Here is a 14,906-nt window from a genome sequence, read left to right as displayed (position 1 = left end):
ATATAGGGTCAAAGTTCCTCTGGGCTAATAAAATTTAAGCTTAAATTAAAATCTGGTTACAGAAATAATCTTATTTCTCACTTTCTCTTAATTCTCAAATCTTGCTAAACCATTAATAAGCATACACTTACTTTCTTTTTTTATCAAAACTTTAGAACAAGCGTTTAATTTAATTATTACATTTGGGCAATTTCTTAACAAACATGAAAAAATATACCACAATCCTTCTATTATTCTCAATAGGATTATCGTTCGCACAATCATTTCGCGATGAGATCAATTCTGTTGCAGAATCAGAGGCAAAATCGGCACGAAACATAACCAATTTCGTAGCCAATGCCAACACGGCGAATTATGATGTAACCTATCATCGATTGCGCCTTACCGTGAACCCAGCCGTTCAGAATGTCAATGGAAATGTAACTACTTATTTTCGCGCAAAAAGCGCTATGAATTCTGTTGCTTTCGATTTAGCAAACCAATTGGCTGTAACTAGTGTAAAACAACGGGGTAATGACCTCACTTTTACACATAACAATGATGAGCTTGTAATTACACTACCTCAAACGCAGGCATTAGGTGTTTTAGACTCACTAACCATTCAATACGCAGGGACTCCACCAGATGAAGATGGATCTTTTGTAACGAGTACCCACAATGGTACACCTATTTTATGGACATTATCTGAACCTTATGGCGCCAGAGATTGGTGGCCTTGTAAACAGGATCTTGTCGATAAAGCTGATAAAATTGATGTTTACATTACGGCTCCTTCCCAATATGCCAGTGTTGCGAATGGCCTTCAAATTTCAGTAGTAAACAACAGTAACGGAACAAAAACTACACATTTCAAACACAACTACCCAATTCCAGCTTATTTAATTGCTATTGCAGTAACCAACTATACTGTATTTACACAACAAGCCGGAACAGCTCCTAACACTTTCCCAATTGTAAATTACTTATATCCAGAAAGTATTTCGAATACTCAAAATCAGGTAGCGGTAACGATTCCAATTATGAACTTATATGAGTCTTTATTTGGTACTTATCCGTTCTCTGCTGAGAAATATGGTCACGCTCAATTTGGATGGGGCGGTGGAATGGAACACACAACCGTTTCCTTTATGGGAGGATTTAGTCGTGGACTTATTGCACATGAATTAGGACATCAATGGTTTGGAGATCAAATTACTTGTGGTTCTTGGAAAGATATTTGGCTGAACGAAGGTTTTGCTACTTATCTATCAGGGTTAGTTGTAGAACACATGGATGGTCAGGAATCTTTTGTAAACTGGAAAGCTTATCTTATTGAGGATATCACTTCTCAACCAGGAGGAAATCTGTACCTAACGGATAATGATTTGTTAAATTCAAACCGAATATTCAGCAGTCGTTTAAGCTATAATAAAGGGGCAATGCTTGTAAATATGCTTCGCTTTAAACTGGGTGATACAAACTTTTATCAGGGAATCAAAAATTATTTAGCCGATACTAATTTAAAATATGGTTATGCTAAAACACCTGATCTACAAGCACACCTTGAAGCTGTATCAGGATTAAACTTAACAGAGTTCTTCAACGATTGGTTATATGGACAAGGGTATCCTACCTACACAATTACGGCGCGTAATTTTGCTCCAGGTAAAGTTAAGATTGTCGTTAACCAAACACAGTCTCACGCTTCTGTAAGTTTCTTTGAAATGCCACTTCCTGTACGTGTGTATGGTTTGAATGGACAACAAAAAGACCTTATTCTTAACAATACTTCGAATGGACAGGAATTTATTGAAGATGTTCCTTTTGTTGTTCGAAATATTGATTTCAACATTAACAATGACATCCTTGCTATCAGTAATCAGGTTACTTTAAAAACATCTGAGGTTGAAATGATTGTGGATGCTAATTTATATCCGAATCCAACTACGGGCATATTAAACATAAAAATCCCTGAAAACATTCGTATTGAAAAAGCTATTTTCCACAATGCTTTAGGACAAGTTATTTTGGAATCTACAAATCATGAAAAAAACTGGGATGTATCTCGTTTTTCAAAAGGAGTTCATTTCCTTACTCTAATTACGGATGCAGGAAACACTCAACTGAAATTCATTAAAGACTAAATTATTCCTTTCTCTTCAATAGAAAAACCCCATAACACATCGCGTTATGGGGTTTTTTATATCGTTTAATTGCGTGAGTGATCGAAGTGGAAATCCCGCAAACGTAGTGCGGAATTGCAACAAAGAGCACGGCCTGAAGGGACACGCCCAAATTATTTTATTTATTCTACTGCACTCATTCTTGCTACTAAAAAGCTAATACAGAATCCAAAGATTCCAATACATGCAAAAGAAACTCGTAAACTAGTTAATGCCGCTATATATCCAATAAATGGTGGCCCTAACAAGAATCCTAAGAAGCTAACACTCGATACTGTTGTTAAAGCAACACTTGGTGAAACAGTTTTATTTTTACCTGCCAAACTAAACACAATCGGAACAATTGTAGACACTCCTAATCCGACTAGCATAAAAGCAATTGTTGCCGGAATGATATAAGGGAAAAATACCGAAATGAATAATCCTGTTGAGATTAAGATTCCACCAAATTGCATTAATCGTTTTCTCCCAATAGCAACAATTAATTTATCACCTACAAAACGACCTGAAGCCATCATAATCATAAAGGATGCATAACCTAAAGTCACTAAAGCACCTGGCGCCATAACGACATCTTTAAAATAAACACCACTCCAGTCAAACATCGCTCCTTCACTTGCCATACTACAAAACCCAATGACCCCCAATTGCAATAGCATTGCATCGGGTTTCGAAAATAGTTTTTTCTTTTGGGGTTCTGCCGGAACAACTACTTTGGTTAAGAATTTATAATTGAATAGTATTGTAATCAGAATGATGATTGTCACAACCCAGAAATGCTGGTATGGTGATTGATGAAAATACATCATCCCTAATCCAATTATTGCTCCTGTAAATCCTGCAATACTCCATACTCCGTGAAAAGAGGACATAATGGGTCTTCCAAAAATTTCTTCTGCATAAACTCCTTGTGTATTCACAGCAATATTGGAAAGGTTACTAAATAGCCCAAACAACATTAAGGATAATCCTAAATGCCACGGTTGTGTTGCTAATCCTAGATTTGTTAAGGACAAGGCATACAATGACAAAGCAGCTACCAAAACTCTATGACTTCCTAATTTTGCTACAATTCTTCCTGAAACAGGCATGATAATCAATTGTCCTAAGGGCAATGCAAACAATATTGTTCCCAAATCGCCTTCACTTAAATGCAAAGCTGTTTTTAAATCGGGAATTCTACTCGCCCAAGTTGCAAAACATAATCCTTGTCCAAAAAAGAAAAATGACACAGCCCATCGTACTCGATTTTTAGAATAAATCGTTTTGACTTCGGTCGTTTTTGTCTCTTTTAAAACAGTTGGTATCTCCTGTACATTTTCTATTTCTTCCACAGTATTTTAAGCTTTTTTAAGCCGGCAAAGGTATTAAATCCTAGCGTTTGGATTCTCTAATTATTTCACAATTTCTCTAACTTCTACTACAGGATTCATTTTTTGTTTTAGTAATAATATTATTGCAATTACAAAACCAATGAATGCCAACACAATACCCACCCAATTGGGCGATACATAACCTAATCCCGCAGCTATGGGTAAACCTCCAAAATAAGCACCTAAAGCATTTCCGATATTAAAACTTGCTTGAGTTAAAGAAGAAGCGAGCATCTCGGAATCCTTAGCCGTAGTAATCATCAGCATTTGTATTGGAGATACTAATGAGAATGCTACAGCTCCTGTCACAAACGTCATAATTAACATCGGGATTTGATATTCGGCTACAGAAATTACGATTCCTAATGAAACCATCATTGCAAACAATAAACAAATTGCTGTTTTTAATGGAGAAAATCGATCGGCTAGTTTACCCCCTATTATATTTCCGACAGCCATACCTACTCCCGCAATCATCAACACAAACATAATGCTATTGCTCTCAAAATGAGATACATTGATTAACAGTGGTGCAATATAACTGAACCACGCAAAGAGCCCTCCTGTTCCTATGGCTGTGATTCCTATAATCATCCAAGGTTCTAGCTTCCCAAAAAGCTTGAATTCATCGGATCGATTTGCGCTTTTTGAAGTAACTACTGAAGGCAACCATAATAGAATACTGATGATTGTTAGGACCCCAATAACAGCCACAATCAAGAACGTTATTCGCCAACTTAGATTATGCCCAATATAGGTTCCTAATGGAACGCCTATAATATTGGCAAACGTTAATCCTGAAAACATTATAGAAACTGCTTGGGCTTCTTTTCCTTTTTCTGCCAAACGACTCGCCACTACTGCTCCAACACCAAAAAATGCTCCATGGGGTAATCCCGAAAAAAATCGAGCCGTAAGCAAAAATTCATAATTGGGTGCTAAAGCTGAAAATCCATTAAAAACTGTAAACAGCACCATTAATCCAATTAGAATATTTTTAGGAGGATATTTACCTGCCAAACTTACTAATAGTGGTGCTCCAACAACCACACCCAAAGCATAGGCTGATATTAAATGTCCTGCTTCGGGTATCGTTACTTTTTGCTGACTTGCTATATCGGGCAATATTCCCATCATCACAAATTCCGTCATTCCTATTCCAAATCCTCCCAGAGAAAGTGTCAACAAACTTTTTTTCATATTCTTACATCTTCCAAGCGCTGGCTTGGTCTAATAAACTGATTGAGTTTTGATCTAATTGTAATTGTGGTGCTTTGATAATCGCATCTAATTGTGAAATACTAGTTGCACTTACAATTGGTGCTGTAACTGAAGGTCTATTTAATAACCATGCTAATGATACTGTGGCTGGTGTTGTATTGTATTGTGCAGCAACCTTATCTAGAGCGTCCAGAATTTTCAATCCTCTTGCATCCAGATATTTTTCAATTCCACCACCACGAGCACTTTTCTTTAAATCTTCTACAGAACGGTATTTCCCTGTTAAAAATCCACTTGCCAAAGCATAATAATTAATTACTCCCAAATTATTATCTAATGTGATTTTCTCTAGTTCTTTCTCAAATACCTCTCTTTCATACAAGTTATAGTGTGGCTGAAACGTTTGATATCTTGGTAATCCCATTTCTTTACTAACATCTAATGATTCTTGAAGACGTTCTGGAGAAAAATTTGATGCTCCAATCCAACGTACTTTACCCGCCTTAATCAATGTATCATAGGCTTCTAACGTTTCTTGAATTGGTGTATCCAAATCATCATAATGACTTTGGTACAAATCCACGAAATCGGTTTGTAGTCTTGTTAATGAATCTTCTATCTCTTGAATGATGTATTTTTTCTTTAATCCTTTTTTACCATTCCCCATATCACTTCCTACTTTTGTAGTCAAAATGATTTGGTCACGGTTTTTTCGTTCTTTTATCCAATTTCCAATGATTTTCTCCGATTCCCCTCCTTCATTTCCTGGTACCCAACGAGAATACACATCGGCTGTATCAATAAAATTGAATCCTGCTGCTACAAAAGCATCTAAGATTTCGAAAGATTTCTGTTGATCGATTGTCCATCCAAAAACGTTTCCTCCAAAGGTGATTGGGCTTACTTGTAAATCGCTATTTCCTAATTGTACTTTTTTCATGATCTCTTTTTTATGCTAATTCTATTACTTTTTTTGTCGCGTTGCTTTCTCTGGCCGCTTCAATAATCTGCATTACGTGAATTCCTTCACTGACAGTTACTGGTAGCGATTGATTATTTGCAATACTTTGGTACAATTGCTCATAATACCCTGAATAGTTTCCTGCAATCGCTGATATTTTCTGTTCTATTACTACCCCATCTTTCTCTGTATGTAAAAATCCTGCTAATGAATCGGGTTCTACTCCCCAGTCATGATCGGATAATTTTTTTCCTGCTTTCAAATCGTCCTCTTGCACATCGCCTCTTTTTTTCAAAAAAGAACCTTTTGTTCCATGTATCACATAAGCTGGTACGGTTGCTCTGGCAAAAAAGGTCGCTTTCAATCGCACTCGAAACGCAGGGTAATACAATAGAATTTCAAAATAATCTTCTACTAAAGAGTGCAGTCTTAGAATTTGAAAGTCAGCAAATACTGCTTTTGGCATTCCAAACAAGCACAATGCCTGATCTATAATATGCGATCCTAAATCCATTACAATTCCTGCTCCTGCATTTTTTGTTTCCTTATGTTGTTTAGGACTTAACGTTGGATTATATCGATCAAAATGTATTTCAGCTTCTACAATTTCTCCAAGTACTTTTCGGTTGAGCACATTTTGAACTGTCTTAAAATCACTATCCCAACGACGATTTTGGAACACACTCAGCAATACTCCTTGTTCTTCCGCAATTCTTTTTAACTCTTGCGCTTCTGCAACTGTGGTCGTAAATGCTTTTTCTACTACTGCATGTTTTCCTGCTAATAATACTTGTTTAGTATATTCAAAATGGGTAGCAATAGGGGTATTTACAATTACTAAATCCACATCGTCTGCCAACAGTTCTTCTATGGTTTTATAACTTTTAATTGTCGGGTAATCCAATTGGATTAGTTGCTTACTTCGTTCCCAACTTCCTGTCAATTCAAAACCAGGATGTTGCTCTATAAATGGCGCATGGAATATCTTTCCTGAAACACCATAAGAAAGAAGCGCTACTTTAATTTTCTTCATGTTTACAATCTTTTGCTGTATCCGTTTATTAATTAGTGTCTTCTTTTTGCTCTTTCATATTGGTTTGGCCAAGTCACATCCGTTTTTAATGCGTCTGCAAATGTCAATGCTAAATTTGGATCACGTAACGATTCACGGGCAAACAATACTAAATCGGCTTGTCCTTTTTCAATAATTGCATCGGCTTGTTTTGGATCTGTTATCAGTCCTACGGCTCCAGTCAATATCCCTGTTTCTTTTTTTATTCTTTCTGCAAAAGGCACTTGGTAGTTTGGCCCAACGGGAATTTTTTGGTAGGAAACCAATCCTCCAGTAGAAGTATCAATTAAATCAACTCCACGATCTTTTAATAATTGAGATAATTTCACAGATTCGTCTGCATTCCATCCACCATCAGCCCAATCTGTTGCCGAGATACGGACAAATAACGGAAGATTAGTAGGCCATACACTCTGTACCGCCGCTACGGTTTCCAATAGCAAACGTATTCTATTTTCAAAACTACCTCCGTATTCGTCCGTTCTTTTATTGCTCAATGGGGATAAAAACTGGTGTAATAAATAACCATGTGCTCCATGGATTTCCATTACTTTATACCCTGCTTCTACTGCTCTAATGGTTGCTGTCTTAAAATCTTCTATTACTTTCTGAATTCCTTGTGTATCTAACGCAACGGGTATTTCTTCATCGTCATTAAATGGAATTGCACTAGGTGCTACTGTCGTCCATCCACCATTGTTAATCAATACTTTTTTACGATCATTCCACGGTGCTGCTGCACTGGCTTTTCTCCCTGCATGTGCCAATTGAATTCCAGGAACTGCTCCTTGCGTTTCAATAAAAGTCGTAATTGCTTTGTATTTTTCAATTTGTTCATCTTTCCAAATTCCTAAATCTTCTGGTGAAATTCGCCCTTCTGGTGATACCGCCGTCGCTTCTTGTATAATTAATCCCGCACCACCAATCGCTCGGCTCCCCAAATGAACTAAATGCCAATCGTTTGCAAATCCATCAATGGCACTGTATTGGCACATCGGTGAAATTGCTATTCTATTTTTTAATGTAATCTCTTTAATTGTCAACGGAGCGAACAGTTTTGAAGCCATTTTCTTTTGTTTTAAATGTTGTCAGTAATTGTTTCTGAATGCTTTGAAAAAAGTCAAATGTGGGTTTTATTTTATATCTCTAAATCCCGGATAAAACCTGACTTTTGAATTATGATGTAAAATTACGGCAGATTTCACCACCAAAATGGTACATTTGTATGCTTAATTGGTATCTTTCTTATAATGAAACGCTATATTCAACATGAGTTTTTAAAGGTTCATCATTTCATTTCAGCGGAATGGGAACATCCTGTACACAATCATAATCATTTTGAAATGATTTTTATTCATCGCGGAAAAGGCATACATTCCTTATCTGGCGCCACTTACCTTTATGATGGCCCAGCTCTTTTTTTACTAACACCTTCCGACTACCATAGTTTTGTGATTGAAGAAGAAACAGAATTTACTTTTTTAAAATTCACCAATGTCTATCTAGATAAAGTTGAAAATATACAAGCGCATAATTATTGGTATAAACAGTTGGATGAATTGCTTATTCACGCTAAAAGAAACCGTTTTCCTTTATTAAAATCTAAGGCAGACATGGAGAAAACCAATGCATTAATGCGTCTTATAGTATCGGAATGGGAACAATCATTTGATCAGAATAACGAAACTTTATTTATCCTGATTCAAGCTGTGTTTTCTATTCTTAAACGTAATATCCCAAGTATTATTCCCAATCCGGAACACAAGCAGTGTGACAAGATTACTAAAATGGTACATTATATTCATAATAATATCTTTTGTGCAGAGCGTACTCACTTAAACCATTTGGCTGACACCTTTAGCTATTCCAAACATTACATTGGTATCTTCTTTAAAGAACAAACTGGCGTTACACTTCGAGAATATGTGAATAGTTATAAAGTAAAACTTATAGAAAACAGGCTGCAATACAGTTCGCTTTCTATTAAAGAAATTAGTCAGGAAATGGGCTTTACCGACTTGAGCCACTTCAATAAGTATTTTAAAAACTACAATACTATTTCACCTTCTGTTTATAGAAAACAAGTGAAAGAAAAAACACAAACTATTACGGCTTCTGTTTAATCATTGATCTGGCAGAAACTGCCAAACATCTTCTAGGCATGCTTTTTGACTTTGACTATTGGACAAAAAAAGTATTCGACAAAGTATTAACATTCTTTTAAATTGCTGTAAAAGAATATCTCGTCATAAATAAAAGAGAAAACGTTACTTTTGTGCGTTATTATAGAATCTAAATTTTAAAAATGGAAATAGTTATCAAGCTTGGTCAGTTTTTATTGAGTTTATCCTTACTGATTGTACTACACGAATTGGGGCATTTTATCCCTGCCAAAGCATTCAAAACCAGAGTCGAAAAATTCTATTTATTTTTTGATATAAAGTTCTCTTTATTAAAAAAGAAAATTGGTGATACAGAATACGGTATCGGATGGTTACCATTAGGAGGTTATGTAAAAATTGCCGGAATGATTGACGAAAGTATGGATAAGGAACAAATGGCTGAAGAACCAAAGCCTTGGGAATTCCGTTCTAAGCCTACTTGGCAGCGTTTAATTATTATGTTAGGTGGTGTTACAGTAAACTTTATCTTGGCTTTCATTATCTATATTGGAATGGCATATGCTTATGGTAACTTATTCCTAAACAATAACGAATTAAAAGATGGAATTTGGGTAACTACTTCGGTAGGAGAACAAATCGGCTTAAAAACAGGGGATAAAATCCTGGAAGTGGATGGCGTAAAAATGGAAAAATTCAATGAAATTCCAAACAAAATGCTATTTGCTAAAAACGTATTGATTGAAAGAAATGGGGTAGAACAAAAAATCGACTTACCAATTGACCTAATCGATCAATTAATGAAAGGTGAGAAAAAACCATTCATTGGTCTACGTACTCCTTTTGTCGTTGCTGGCCCTTCACCAGAATCTAAGAATGAGGCTGTCTTAAAACCTCAGGATATTATCACAAGCCTTGATGGTACTCCTATTCGTTATTTTGATCAGGCTGCTGTTGTATTAGACACGCATAAAGGACAAACTATTCCTGCTACTGTATTACGTAATGACAAAACCGAAACGGTGAATGTTACAGTAAACAATGAAGGTAAATTGGGTGTTGCTTTAGGTGGGTTAAAAATTGAAAACTTAGAAAAATTGGGTTATTATAAAATCCAACATCAAAAATATAGTTTTGCAGAATCTATTCCTGCCGGTTTAGTTCGTGGTAAAGAAGAACTATTTGGTTACTTCAAACAGCTAAAAGCAATCTTCAATCCAGAGACTGGAGCTTACAAAGGTGTAGGTGGATTCAAAGCAATTTTCGATATTTTTCCACAATCTTGGGATTGGGAAGTATTTTGGGGACGTACTGCGATGCTTTCAATTATGCTTGGGGTGATGAATTTATTACCAATTCCTGCTCTTGATGGTGGTCATGTGATGTTTTTATTATACGAAATGATTACGGGTAAAAAACCGTCGGATAAATTCTTAGAACGTGCTCAATTAGTTGGTTTTGTTTTACTTATATCACTACTACTTTTCGCAAACGGAAATGATATCTATCGGGCGATAACGAGCAAGTAAAAAAAAATCAAAAAAAATTTCATTTTTATTTGCAAGAATCAAATTTAGCCCTATATTTGCACCGCTTTACAAGGCAATACGCCTTCCTCCTTAGCTCAGTTGGTTAGAGCATCTGACTGTTAATCAGAGGGTCCTTGGTTCGAGCCCAAGAGGGGGAGCACAAAACGAAAGACGATCAGAAATGATCGTCTTTTTTGTTTTTATTCGTTTCCAAATTACATTCACTTTTACTTCCAAAAGTTATCGTACTCGACGAAAAATTCTCTTTCATTCGACGTCTTTTTGTTTTCTACAATTTCAAAACACAAAAACGGGTTTGCGATTACTCTTCAAATCAAGAAAACCTCAACCTAAAGTTCGATGGATTTAAACAACCGTATTAGAAATTGTATTTGAATCTCATAAAGACTTGTTTTAAGACTTCAATTCAAAAATAGCTGATTTTCCTGCGGGATATTATTCAATGCTTTAAAAAGGCTTATTTATTCTCCATAAGCTCCTCTAATCCTTTTTCTTTTACCAATATCTTACCCCAGTCATTCAGTTGCCATAAAACTGCTACAAGTTTCTTACCCGTTTCTGTTAAAGAATATTCTACTCGAGGTGGTAATTCTGGAAAAGATTCCTTTGTAATGATTCCATCCGCTTCCATTTCTTTGAGTTGCTGATTCAATACTCGGCGATCTACCTTAGCAATGCCTCTTAAAAACTCACTCGGACGTTTTTTCCCTTCATTCATTTGCCATACAATAGGTACTTTCCATTTTCCGCTGATGGAATTAACCGCTATCTCCAATGGACAAATTTTATTTTCTTCGATTCTTTCCTTTGTTTTCATATTATTGATTTTTTTCTCCCATAGGGATAAAAATATGCGGTATTGCCTATTCTTTTTTGATTTCCAACCTTTACAAAAATAATGAAAACCTCAACAAATGGCAGATTTAGCAAAGCAAATTGAACTTCTCAATACCCAATTAGCCTCTCAACTCCCACTAGAGACTTTAGAAGTCTTTAATCAATCTATTCTAGATTTAAAGAGACAGAATTTAGAGGCAAACTCCATAAAAGTGAATAATCGTTTCCCTGATTTCATTTTAGAAAATGCTCTACAAATCCCTATACATTCACACGATATTCTAAAAAAGGGAAAAATGGTCGTTACTTTTTACAGAGGTAGTTGGTGTCCTTATTGTAATTTAGAGCTTATTGCTTTACAAAATGCCCTTTCAAAAATTAAAACACAAAATTATACATTGGTCGCCATATCACCACAAAGCCCAGACCATAGTCTTACACTAGTAGAAAAACTCAACCTCAACTTTGAAGTATTAACCGACACCAATAATAGTCTTGCAAAACAACTTGGGATTGCTTTTCAAGTGCAAGATTTTGTTCTTCCGTACTACCAACAACTCGGTATTGAATTGGCTGTATTCAACAACAACATTGAGAATACATTGCCTTTTCCTGCCTTATTTATAATTGATCAAGATTCTACTTTATGCTATAAATTTGTAGATAGTGATTACACCCAACGTATGCCTACTGAACAATTAATCGAATTACTATGCCAATTATAAAACGCAAAGGCTCAAAATCGACCAAAGATATTCCCGTTGTTATTTTAAAACAATTAAACGAAGGGCTTATTGAAACCGCAAATCTTGTAGAATGGCTTGCTGTGGATCAACGACTACTTTTAGAGAACTTATTGGCTTCATTGAATCGAACTATATACCTAGAGCCTATTTTAGCGCGTATTAATGCCTTAAAAAAACAAACAGTCAATACCATCAACGAAACGATTGGTACAAGCTTATACGAATTGGCACAACAACACGATGATGCTGTTTTAGTAAAAGAGCTTTCTCATCACACTTCCGATTTGGTTCGTTGTTGGGCAACTTATTTCATTGGTCGGGACACATCGTTATCCATTGAAGAAAAATTAGAGAAAATTCAACTCTTTGCAGCCGATACTCATTTTGGGGTACGGGAAATTTGCTGGATGGCAGTTCGTCCATCCATAACAAAGCAACTATTGGAAAGTATTACGATTCTAACCTTATGGACACAACATGAGAATGAAAATATTCGTCGCTTCGCTACCGAAGCTACTCGTCCCCGTGGTGTGTGGTGTGAGCATATTGAAGAATTAAAGCAAAATCCTGCTTTAGGACTTTCACTTCTTGAATCTTTACGCTCCGACAAAGCCAAATATGTTCAGAATAGCGTAGCCAATTGGCTCAATGATGCCAGCAAAACACAACCACAGTTTGTACAGGAATTATGCAATCGATGGAATTGCGAAAGTGACACTAAGGAAACTGATTATATTGTAAAACGGGCATTGAGGACAGTTGAGAAATAAAATAACTTATAGAATACTTACAATAACGTGATGTTTCGTCACCAAAGCACTTTTGTAAAATTCGATACTATTTTTCAATGCTAATTCTAGCTCTTCCAGTAGTTCAGTTCTATTTTCTTCCCAGATGCCTTTAGGATAAATTTCGTTTTGTTGTAATGCAATTAAATCAAAAACTTCTGATTGTTTTTTGAAATCAATTTGATCTAATGCTATAATAATAGCATTCAATTCTTCATTTTTTGTATACGTGATGAAATCTGCATCGGGATCCAAATGAAAATTATGAACCCCCACTACCGCTTCACTTAACTTATCGCCTTCTATAGGATCACTGGCTGAAACGCCTGTAAGAAAATAATGCAACACATCCCACAATTTATCAATATCAATTGAACGAAACTTTTCGCTTTCTTCAATATCAAATAATTCATCGGATAGTTCTTCACTATCGAGTTTTAATAAGGATTGCAAAGTTTCCTCATCAATCATCAAGTATTCGGCTATCATTCCCATGTGGTATTGTATTAATTTGGTTTTTTCAACCGGTGTTGATACTACTCAAATATTAAGGAAGATTTAATACAATTATTTTTCTTTAATCAATCTTAACCATTCCTTGTTCTAAAACCATCATAACGGATAGATTTTCTATTACTCATAGAAATAACTCAATATTATAATTCAATTGCTTTATAATTCATTGCTTTATCTACCACTTCTTCCACAGTAGGATTATAATCGTACAAATTGTCTCTTCGTGCATTATAATTCTCGGGGTAAAAAAATAAATTTGACGCATTGGGATAAAGAACATTTGCATCGAAAAGATGTATTAAGTTCTCCATTTCAACTTCATCTCCTTCATTATGGAGGATTTTTGTCCCTAACTCTATTAATTGTTCTCGTGTCATAGTCCTCGTTGTTGTATCAAATATAGCTTATTTTATAATTCTGCAGATTACTCTTTTTTTGGGGTCGTAACCCATTAAATTTCCTCTTTTCTTTATTTTTTCTTTTTGATAATATTAAAAAAAAGCGAGGGTTCGTTTTATTCCTTATATTTGGATAATAGGTATGTATTCAATACATATTTTTCCAAAAACAAACCATATTGCTAATGATTGTTTACGATTTTACCCAAAAGACGAGATCTCTCCCTCTTGTTGAGTGGTCTTATATTTTATTCTATACTGTTGTATCTTCCATTTCACAGGCTTCATCTCAACATTTGAGGCAGTGTGTGGTCATGATATCACAATAAAATTAAACTGGAACTGCTTACAGAGGACTGTAGCGGTATGCAAATGAATTATTCCCCACAATTATGTTTTTATATGAATCAAGAATTAATTAATACTTTTAAACTTTTAGTGGAAGGCAAAATCACTCCTTCTACCTGGTTGGACTGGTTTGAAGTCCACCAAATTGCTATTGAAGAATGGTGTGGTCGTCGCATATTCCTAAAAATAAAACCTTATAGTAATTGCACAGATTTAACGAATATACATTCGGCACAATTAACCGCATACGATTGGCTGAAAAGCCAAAACATTACTGTACAACCGGATGATTCTTATAAAATTGCCTGCGAAAAAGAATTCAAGGAGTTTATTCGTCAGGAGAAACTGAAAGCCAAGGCGCTTCAGGATCAAATTAGAACAGATTTTGAGGACTTGAAAACAGAATACCCGAAATTTTACAGACAATTACTACGTTCTTTTGATACGGAGAATCATCTGCAAAAAGGGGTTACATTATCAGACTTGCAATCTAAAGAGGAATATCTGGCCGTAACTTTACCGCCTGAGCTTTCTACTTTTTTCATGAATTTGTCTCAAATAAAACTGGAAGGTATTACTATCGATTTTGATGATATTACCTTAACTACTATTGATGATCAATCGTTCTTAGAATTAGGTGAATATTGGTATTATAGTGATGGTGATATCTTATTGTATGACTTGGCTACCGAAAAGGCTTTGACTTATGCTCACGAATACCAACCGCCAAAATTAATTCCTTTGGCCGACGGTATGAAAGCTTTGGTAGAACAGCATTTTGTTAAACATTTAAAGTCGTACGACAACTAATTTT

General features: G+C 35.5%; 14 protein-coding genes and 1 tRNA gene. 7 read left to right on the top strand and 8 right to left on the bottom strand.

From position 1 onward, the window contains the following. Positions 1–203: 203 nt before the first annotated feature. Positions 204–2,123, top strand: a complete 1,920-nt coding sequence (locus P6733_RS00515; protein WP_306349618.1) for a M1 family aminopeptidase — start codon at positions 204–206, stop codon at positions 2,121–2,123. A 161-nt stretch (positions 2,124–2,284) separates the two neighbouring features. Here the strand turns inward: P6733_RS00515 and P6733_RS00510 are convergent, their stop codons facing one another. From P6733_RS00510 to P6733_RS00490, 5 genes are read right to left on the bottom strand one after another with little or no spacing between them, the layout of a single operon-like run. Continuing rightward, positions 2,285–3,496, bottom strand: a complete 1,212-nt coding sequence (locus P6733_RS00510) for an MFS transporter (protein ID WP_306349617.1) — start codon at positions 3,494–3,496, stop codon at positions 2,285–2,287. Between the two features lie 60 nt (positions 3,497–3,556). After that, positions 3,557–4,735 carry an MFS transporter gene (locus P6733_RS00505; RefSeq protein WP_306349616.1) on the bottom strand — a complete coding sequence of 393 codons (1,179 nt, stop codon included), beginning with the start codon at positions 4,733–4,735 and terminating at the stop codon, positions 3,557–3,559. 4 nt (positions 4,736–4,739) lie between these two features. Beyond that, positions 4,740–5,696: an aldo/keto reductase gene (locus P6733_RS00500; RefSeq protein WP_306349615.1), complete on the bottom strand. Its 957-nt coding sequence runs from the start codon at positions 5,694–5,696 to the stop codon at positions 4,740–4,742. A gap of 10 nt (positions 5,697–5,706) precedes the next feature. Next, entirely contained in the window at positions 5,707–6,750 is a 1,044-nt protein-coding gene (locus tag P6733_RS00495; protein WP_306349614.1) for a Gfo/Idh/MocA family oxidoreductase, read from the bottom strand. 32 nt (positions 6,751–6,782) lie between these two features. Next, positions 6,783–7,856 (bottom strand): NADH:flavin oxidoreductase/NADH oxidase, encoded by a 1,074-nt coding sequence (locus P6733_RS00490; protein ID WP_306349613.1) that lies wholly within the window; start codon positions 7,854–7,856, stop codon positions 6,783–6,785. A 183-nt stretch (positions 7,857–8,039) separates the two neighbouring features. On the opposite strand from P6733_RS00490, the gene P6733_RS00485 reads away from it, so the two are divergent. From P6733_RS00485 to P6733_RS00475, 3 genes are all read left to right on the top strand, one after another. Beyond that, a complete protein-coding gene (locus tag P6733_RS00485; protein ID WP_306349612.1) occupies positions 8,040–8,912 on the top strand; it encodes an AraC family transcriptional regulator in 873 nt (290 codons plus the stop codon). Between the two features lie 182 nt (positions 8,913–9,094). Beyond that, positions 9,095–10,438: an RIP metalloprotease RseP gene (gene rseP / locus P6733_RS00480; protein ID WP_306349611.1), complete on the top strand. Its 1,344-nt coding sequence runs from the start codon at positions 9,095–9,097 to the stop codon at positions 10,436–10,438. An 84-nt stretch (positions 10,439–10,522) separates the two neighbouring features. After that, positions 10,523–10,596 (top strand) — tRNA-Asn (locus tag P6733_RS00475). A 320-nt stretch (positions 10,597–10,916) separates the two neighbouring features. Here the strand turns inward: P6733_RS00475 and P6733_RS00470 are convergent. Beyond that, entirely contained in the window at positions 10,917–11,276 is a 360-nt protein-coding gene (locus P6733_RS00470; RefSeq protein ID WP_306349610.1) for a winged helix-turn-helix transcriptional regulator, read from the bottom strand. Positions 11,277–11,373: 97 nt separating this feature from the next. Between P6733_RS00470 and P6733_RS00465 the strand changes: the two genes are divergently transcribed. Then, entirely contained in the window at positions 11,374–12,021 is a 648-nt protein-coding gene (locus P6733_RS00465; RefSeq protein WP_306349609.1) for a peroxiredoxin-like family protein, read from the top strand. Then, positions 12,015–12,812 carry a DNA alkylation repair protein gene (locus P6733_RS00460; RefSeq protein ID WP_306350028.1) on the top strand — a complete coding sequence of 266 codons (798 nt, stop codon included), beginning with the start codon at positions 12,015–12,017 and terminating at the stop codon, positions 12,810–12,812. Before P6733_RS00465 ends, P6733_RS00460 begins: the two co-directional genes overlap by 7 nt. A 6-nt stretch (positions 12,813–12,818) precedes the next feature. Here P6733_RS00460 and P6733_RS00455 read toward each other — a convergent pair whose 3' ends face one another. Both P6733_RS00455 and P6733_RS00450 read right to left on the bottom strand, forming a co-directional pair. Beyond that, positions 12,819–13,325, bottom strand: coding sequence for a YfbM family protein (locus tag P6733_RS00455; RefSeq protein WP_306349608.1), 507 nt, complete (start codon positions 13,323–13,325; stop codon positions 12,819–12,821). A gap of 161 nt (positions 13,326–13,486) precedes the next feature. Beyond that, complete coding sequence (locus tag P6733_RS00450) at positions 13,487–13,723, bottom strand: colicin immunity protein (RefSeq protein WP_306349607.1); 237 nt, start codon at positions 13,721–13,723, stop codon at positions 13,487–13,489. Between the two features lie 423 nt (positions 13,724–14,146). On the opposite strand from P6733_RS00450, the gene P6733_RS00445 reads away from it, so the two are divergent. Further along, positions 14,147–14,902, top strand: a complete 756-nt coding sequence (locus P6733_RS00445; RefSeq protein ID WP_306349606.1) for a hypothetical protein — start codon at positions 14,147–14,149, stop codon at positions 14,900–14,902. Positions 14,903–14,906: the final 4 nt, after the last annotated feature.

This window comes from Flavobacterium aerium (assembly GCF_030766725.1).
GTDB lineage: Bacteria > Bacteroidota > Bacteroidia > Flavobacteriales > Flavobacteriaceae > Flavobacterium > Flavobacterium aerium.
This window is presented reverse-complemented; position numbering and strand designations above follow the sequence as displayed.

Coding starts and splice junctions, on each gene's coding strand:
- P6733_RS00515 (WP_306349618.1), top strand. CDS start 204: ATGAAAAAATATACCACAATCCTTCTATTATTCTCAATAGGATTATCG.
- P6733_RS00505 (WP_306349616.1), bottom strand. CDS start 4,735: ATGAAAAAAAGTTTGTTGACACTTTCTCTGGGAGGATTTGGAATAGGA.
- P6733_RS00500 (WP_306349615.1), bottom strand. CDS start 5,696: ATGAAAAAAGTACAATTAGGAAATAGCGATTTACAAGTAAGCCCAATC.
- P6733_RS00495 (WP_306349614.1), bottom strand. CDS start 6,750: ATGAAGAAAATTAAAGTAGCGCTTCTTTCTTATGGTGTTTCAGGAAAG.
- P6733_RS00490 (WP_306349613.1), bottom strand. CDS start 7,856: ATGGCTTCAAAACTGTTCGCTCCGTTGACAATTAAAGAGATTACATTA.
- P6733_RS00485 (WP_306349612.1), top strand. CDS start 8,040: ATGAAACGCTATATTCAACATGAGTTTTTAAAGGTTCATCATTTCATT.
- rseP (WP_306349611.1), top strand. CDS start 9,095: ATGGAAATAGTTATCAAGCTTGGTCAGTTTTTATTGAGTTTATCCTTA.
- P6733_RS00470 (WP_306349610.1), bottom strand. CDS start 11,276: ATGAAAACAAAGGAAAGAATCGAAGAAAATAAAATTTGTCCATTGGAG.
- P6733_RS00465 (WP_306349609.1), top strand. CDS start 11,374: ATGGCAGATTTAGCAAAGCAAATTGAACTTCTCAATACCCAATTAGCC.
- P6733_RS00455 (WP_306349608.1), bottom strand. CDS start 13,325: ATGGGAATGATAGCCGAATACTTGATGATTGATGAGGAAACTTTGCAA.
- P6733_RS00450 (WP_306349607.1), bottom strand. CDS start 13,723: ATGACACGAGAACAATTAATAGAGTTAGGGACAAAAATCCTCCATAAT.
- P6733_RS00445 (WP_306349606.1), top strand. CDS start 14,147: ATGAATCAAGAATTAATTAATACTTTTAAACTTTTAGTGGAAGGCAAA.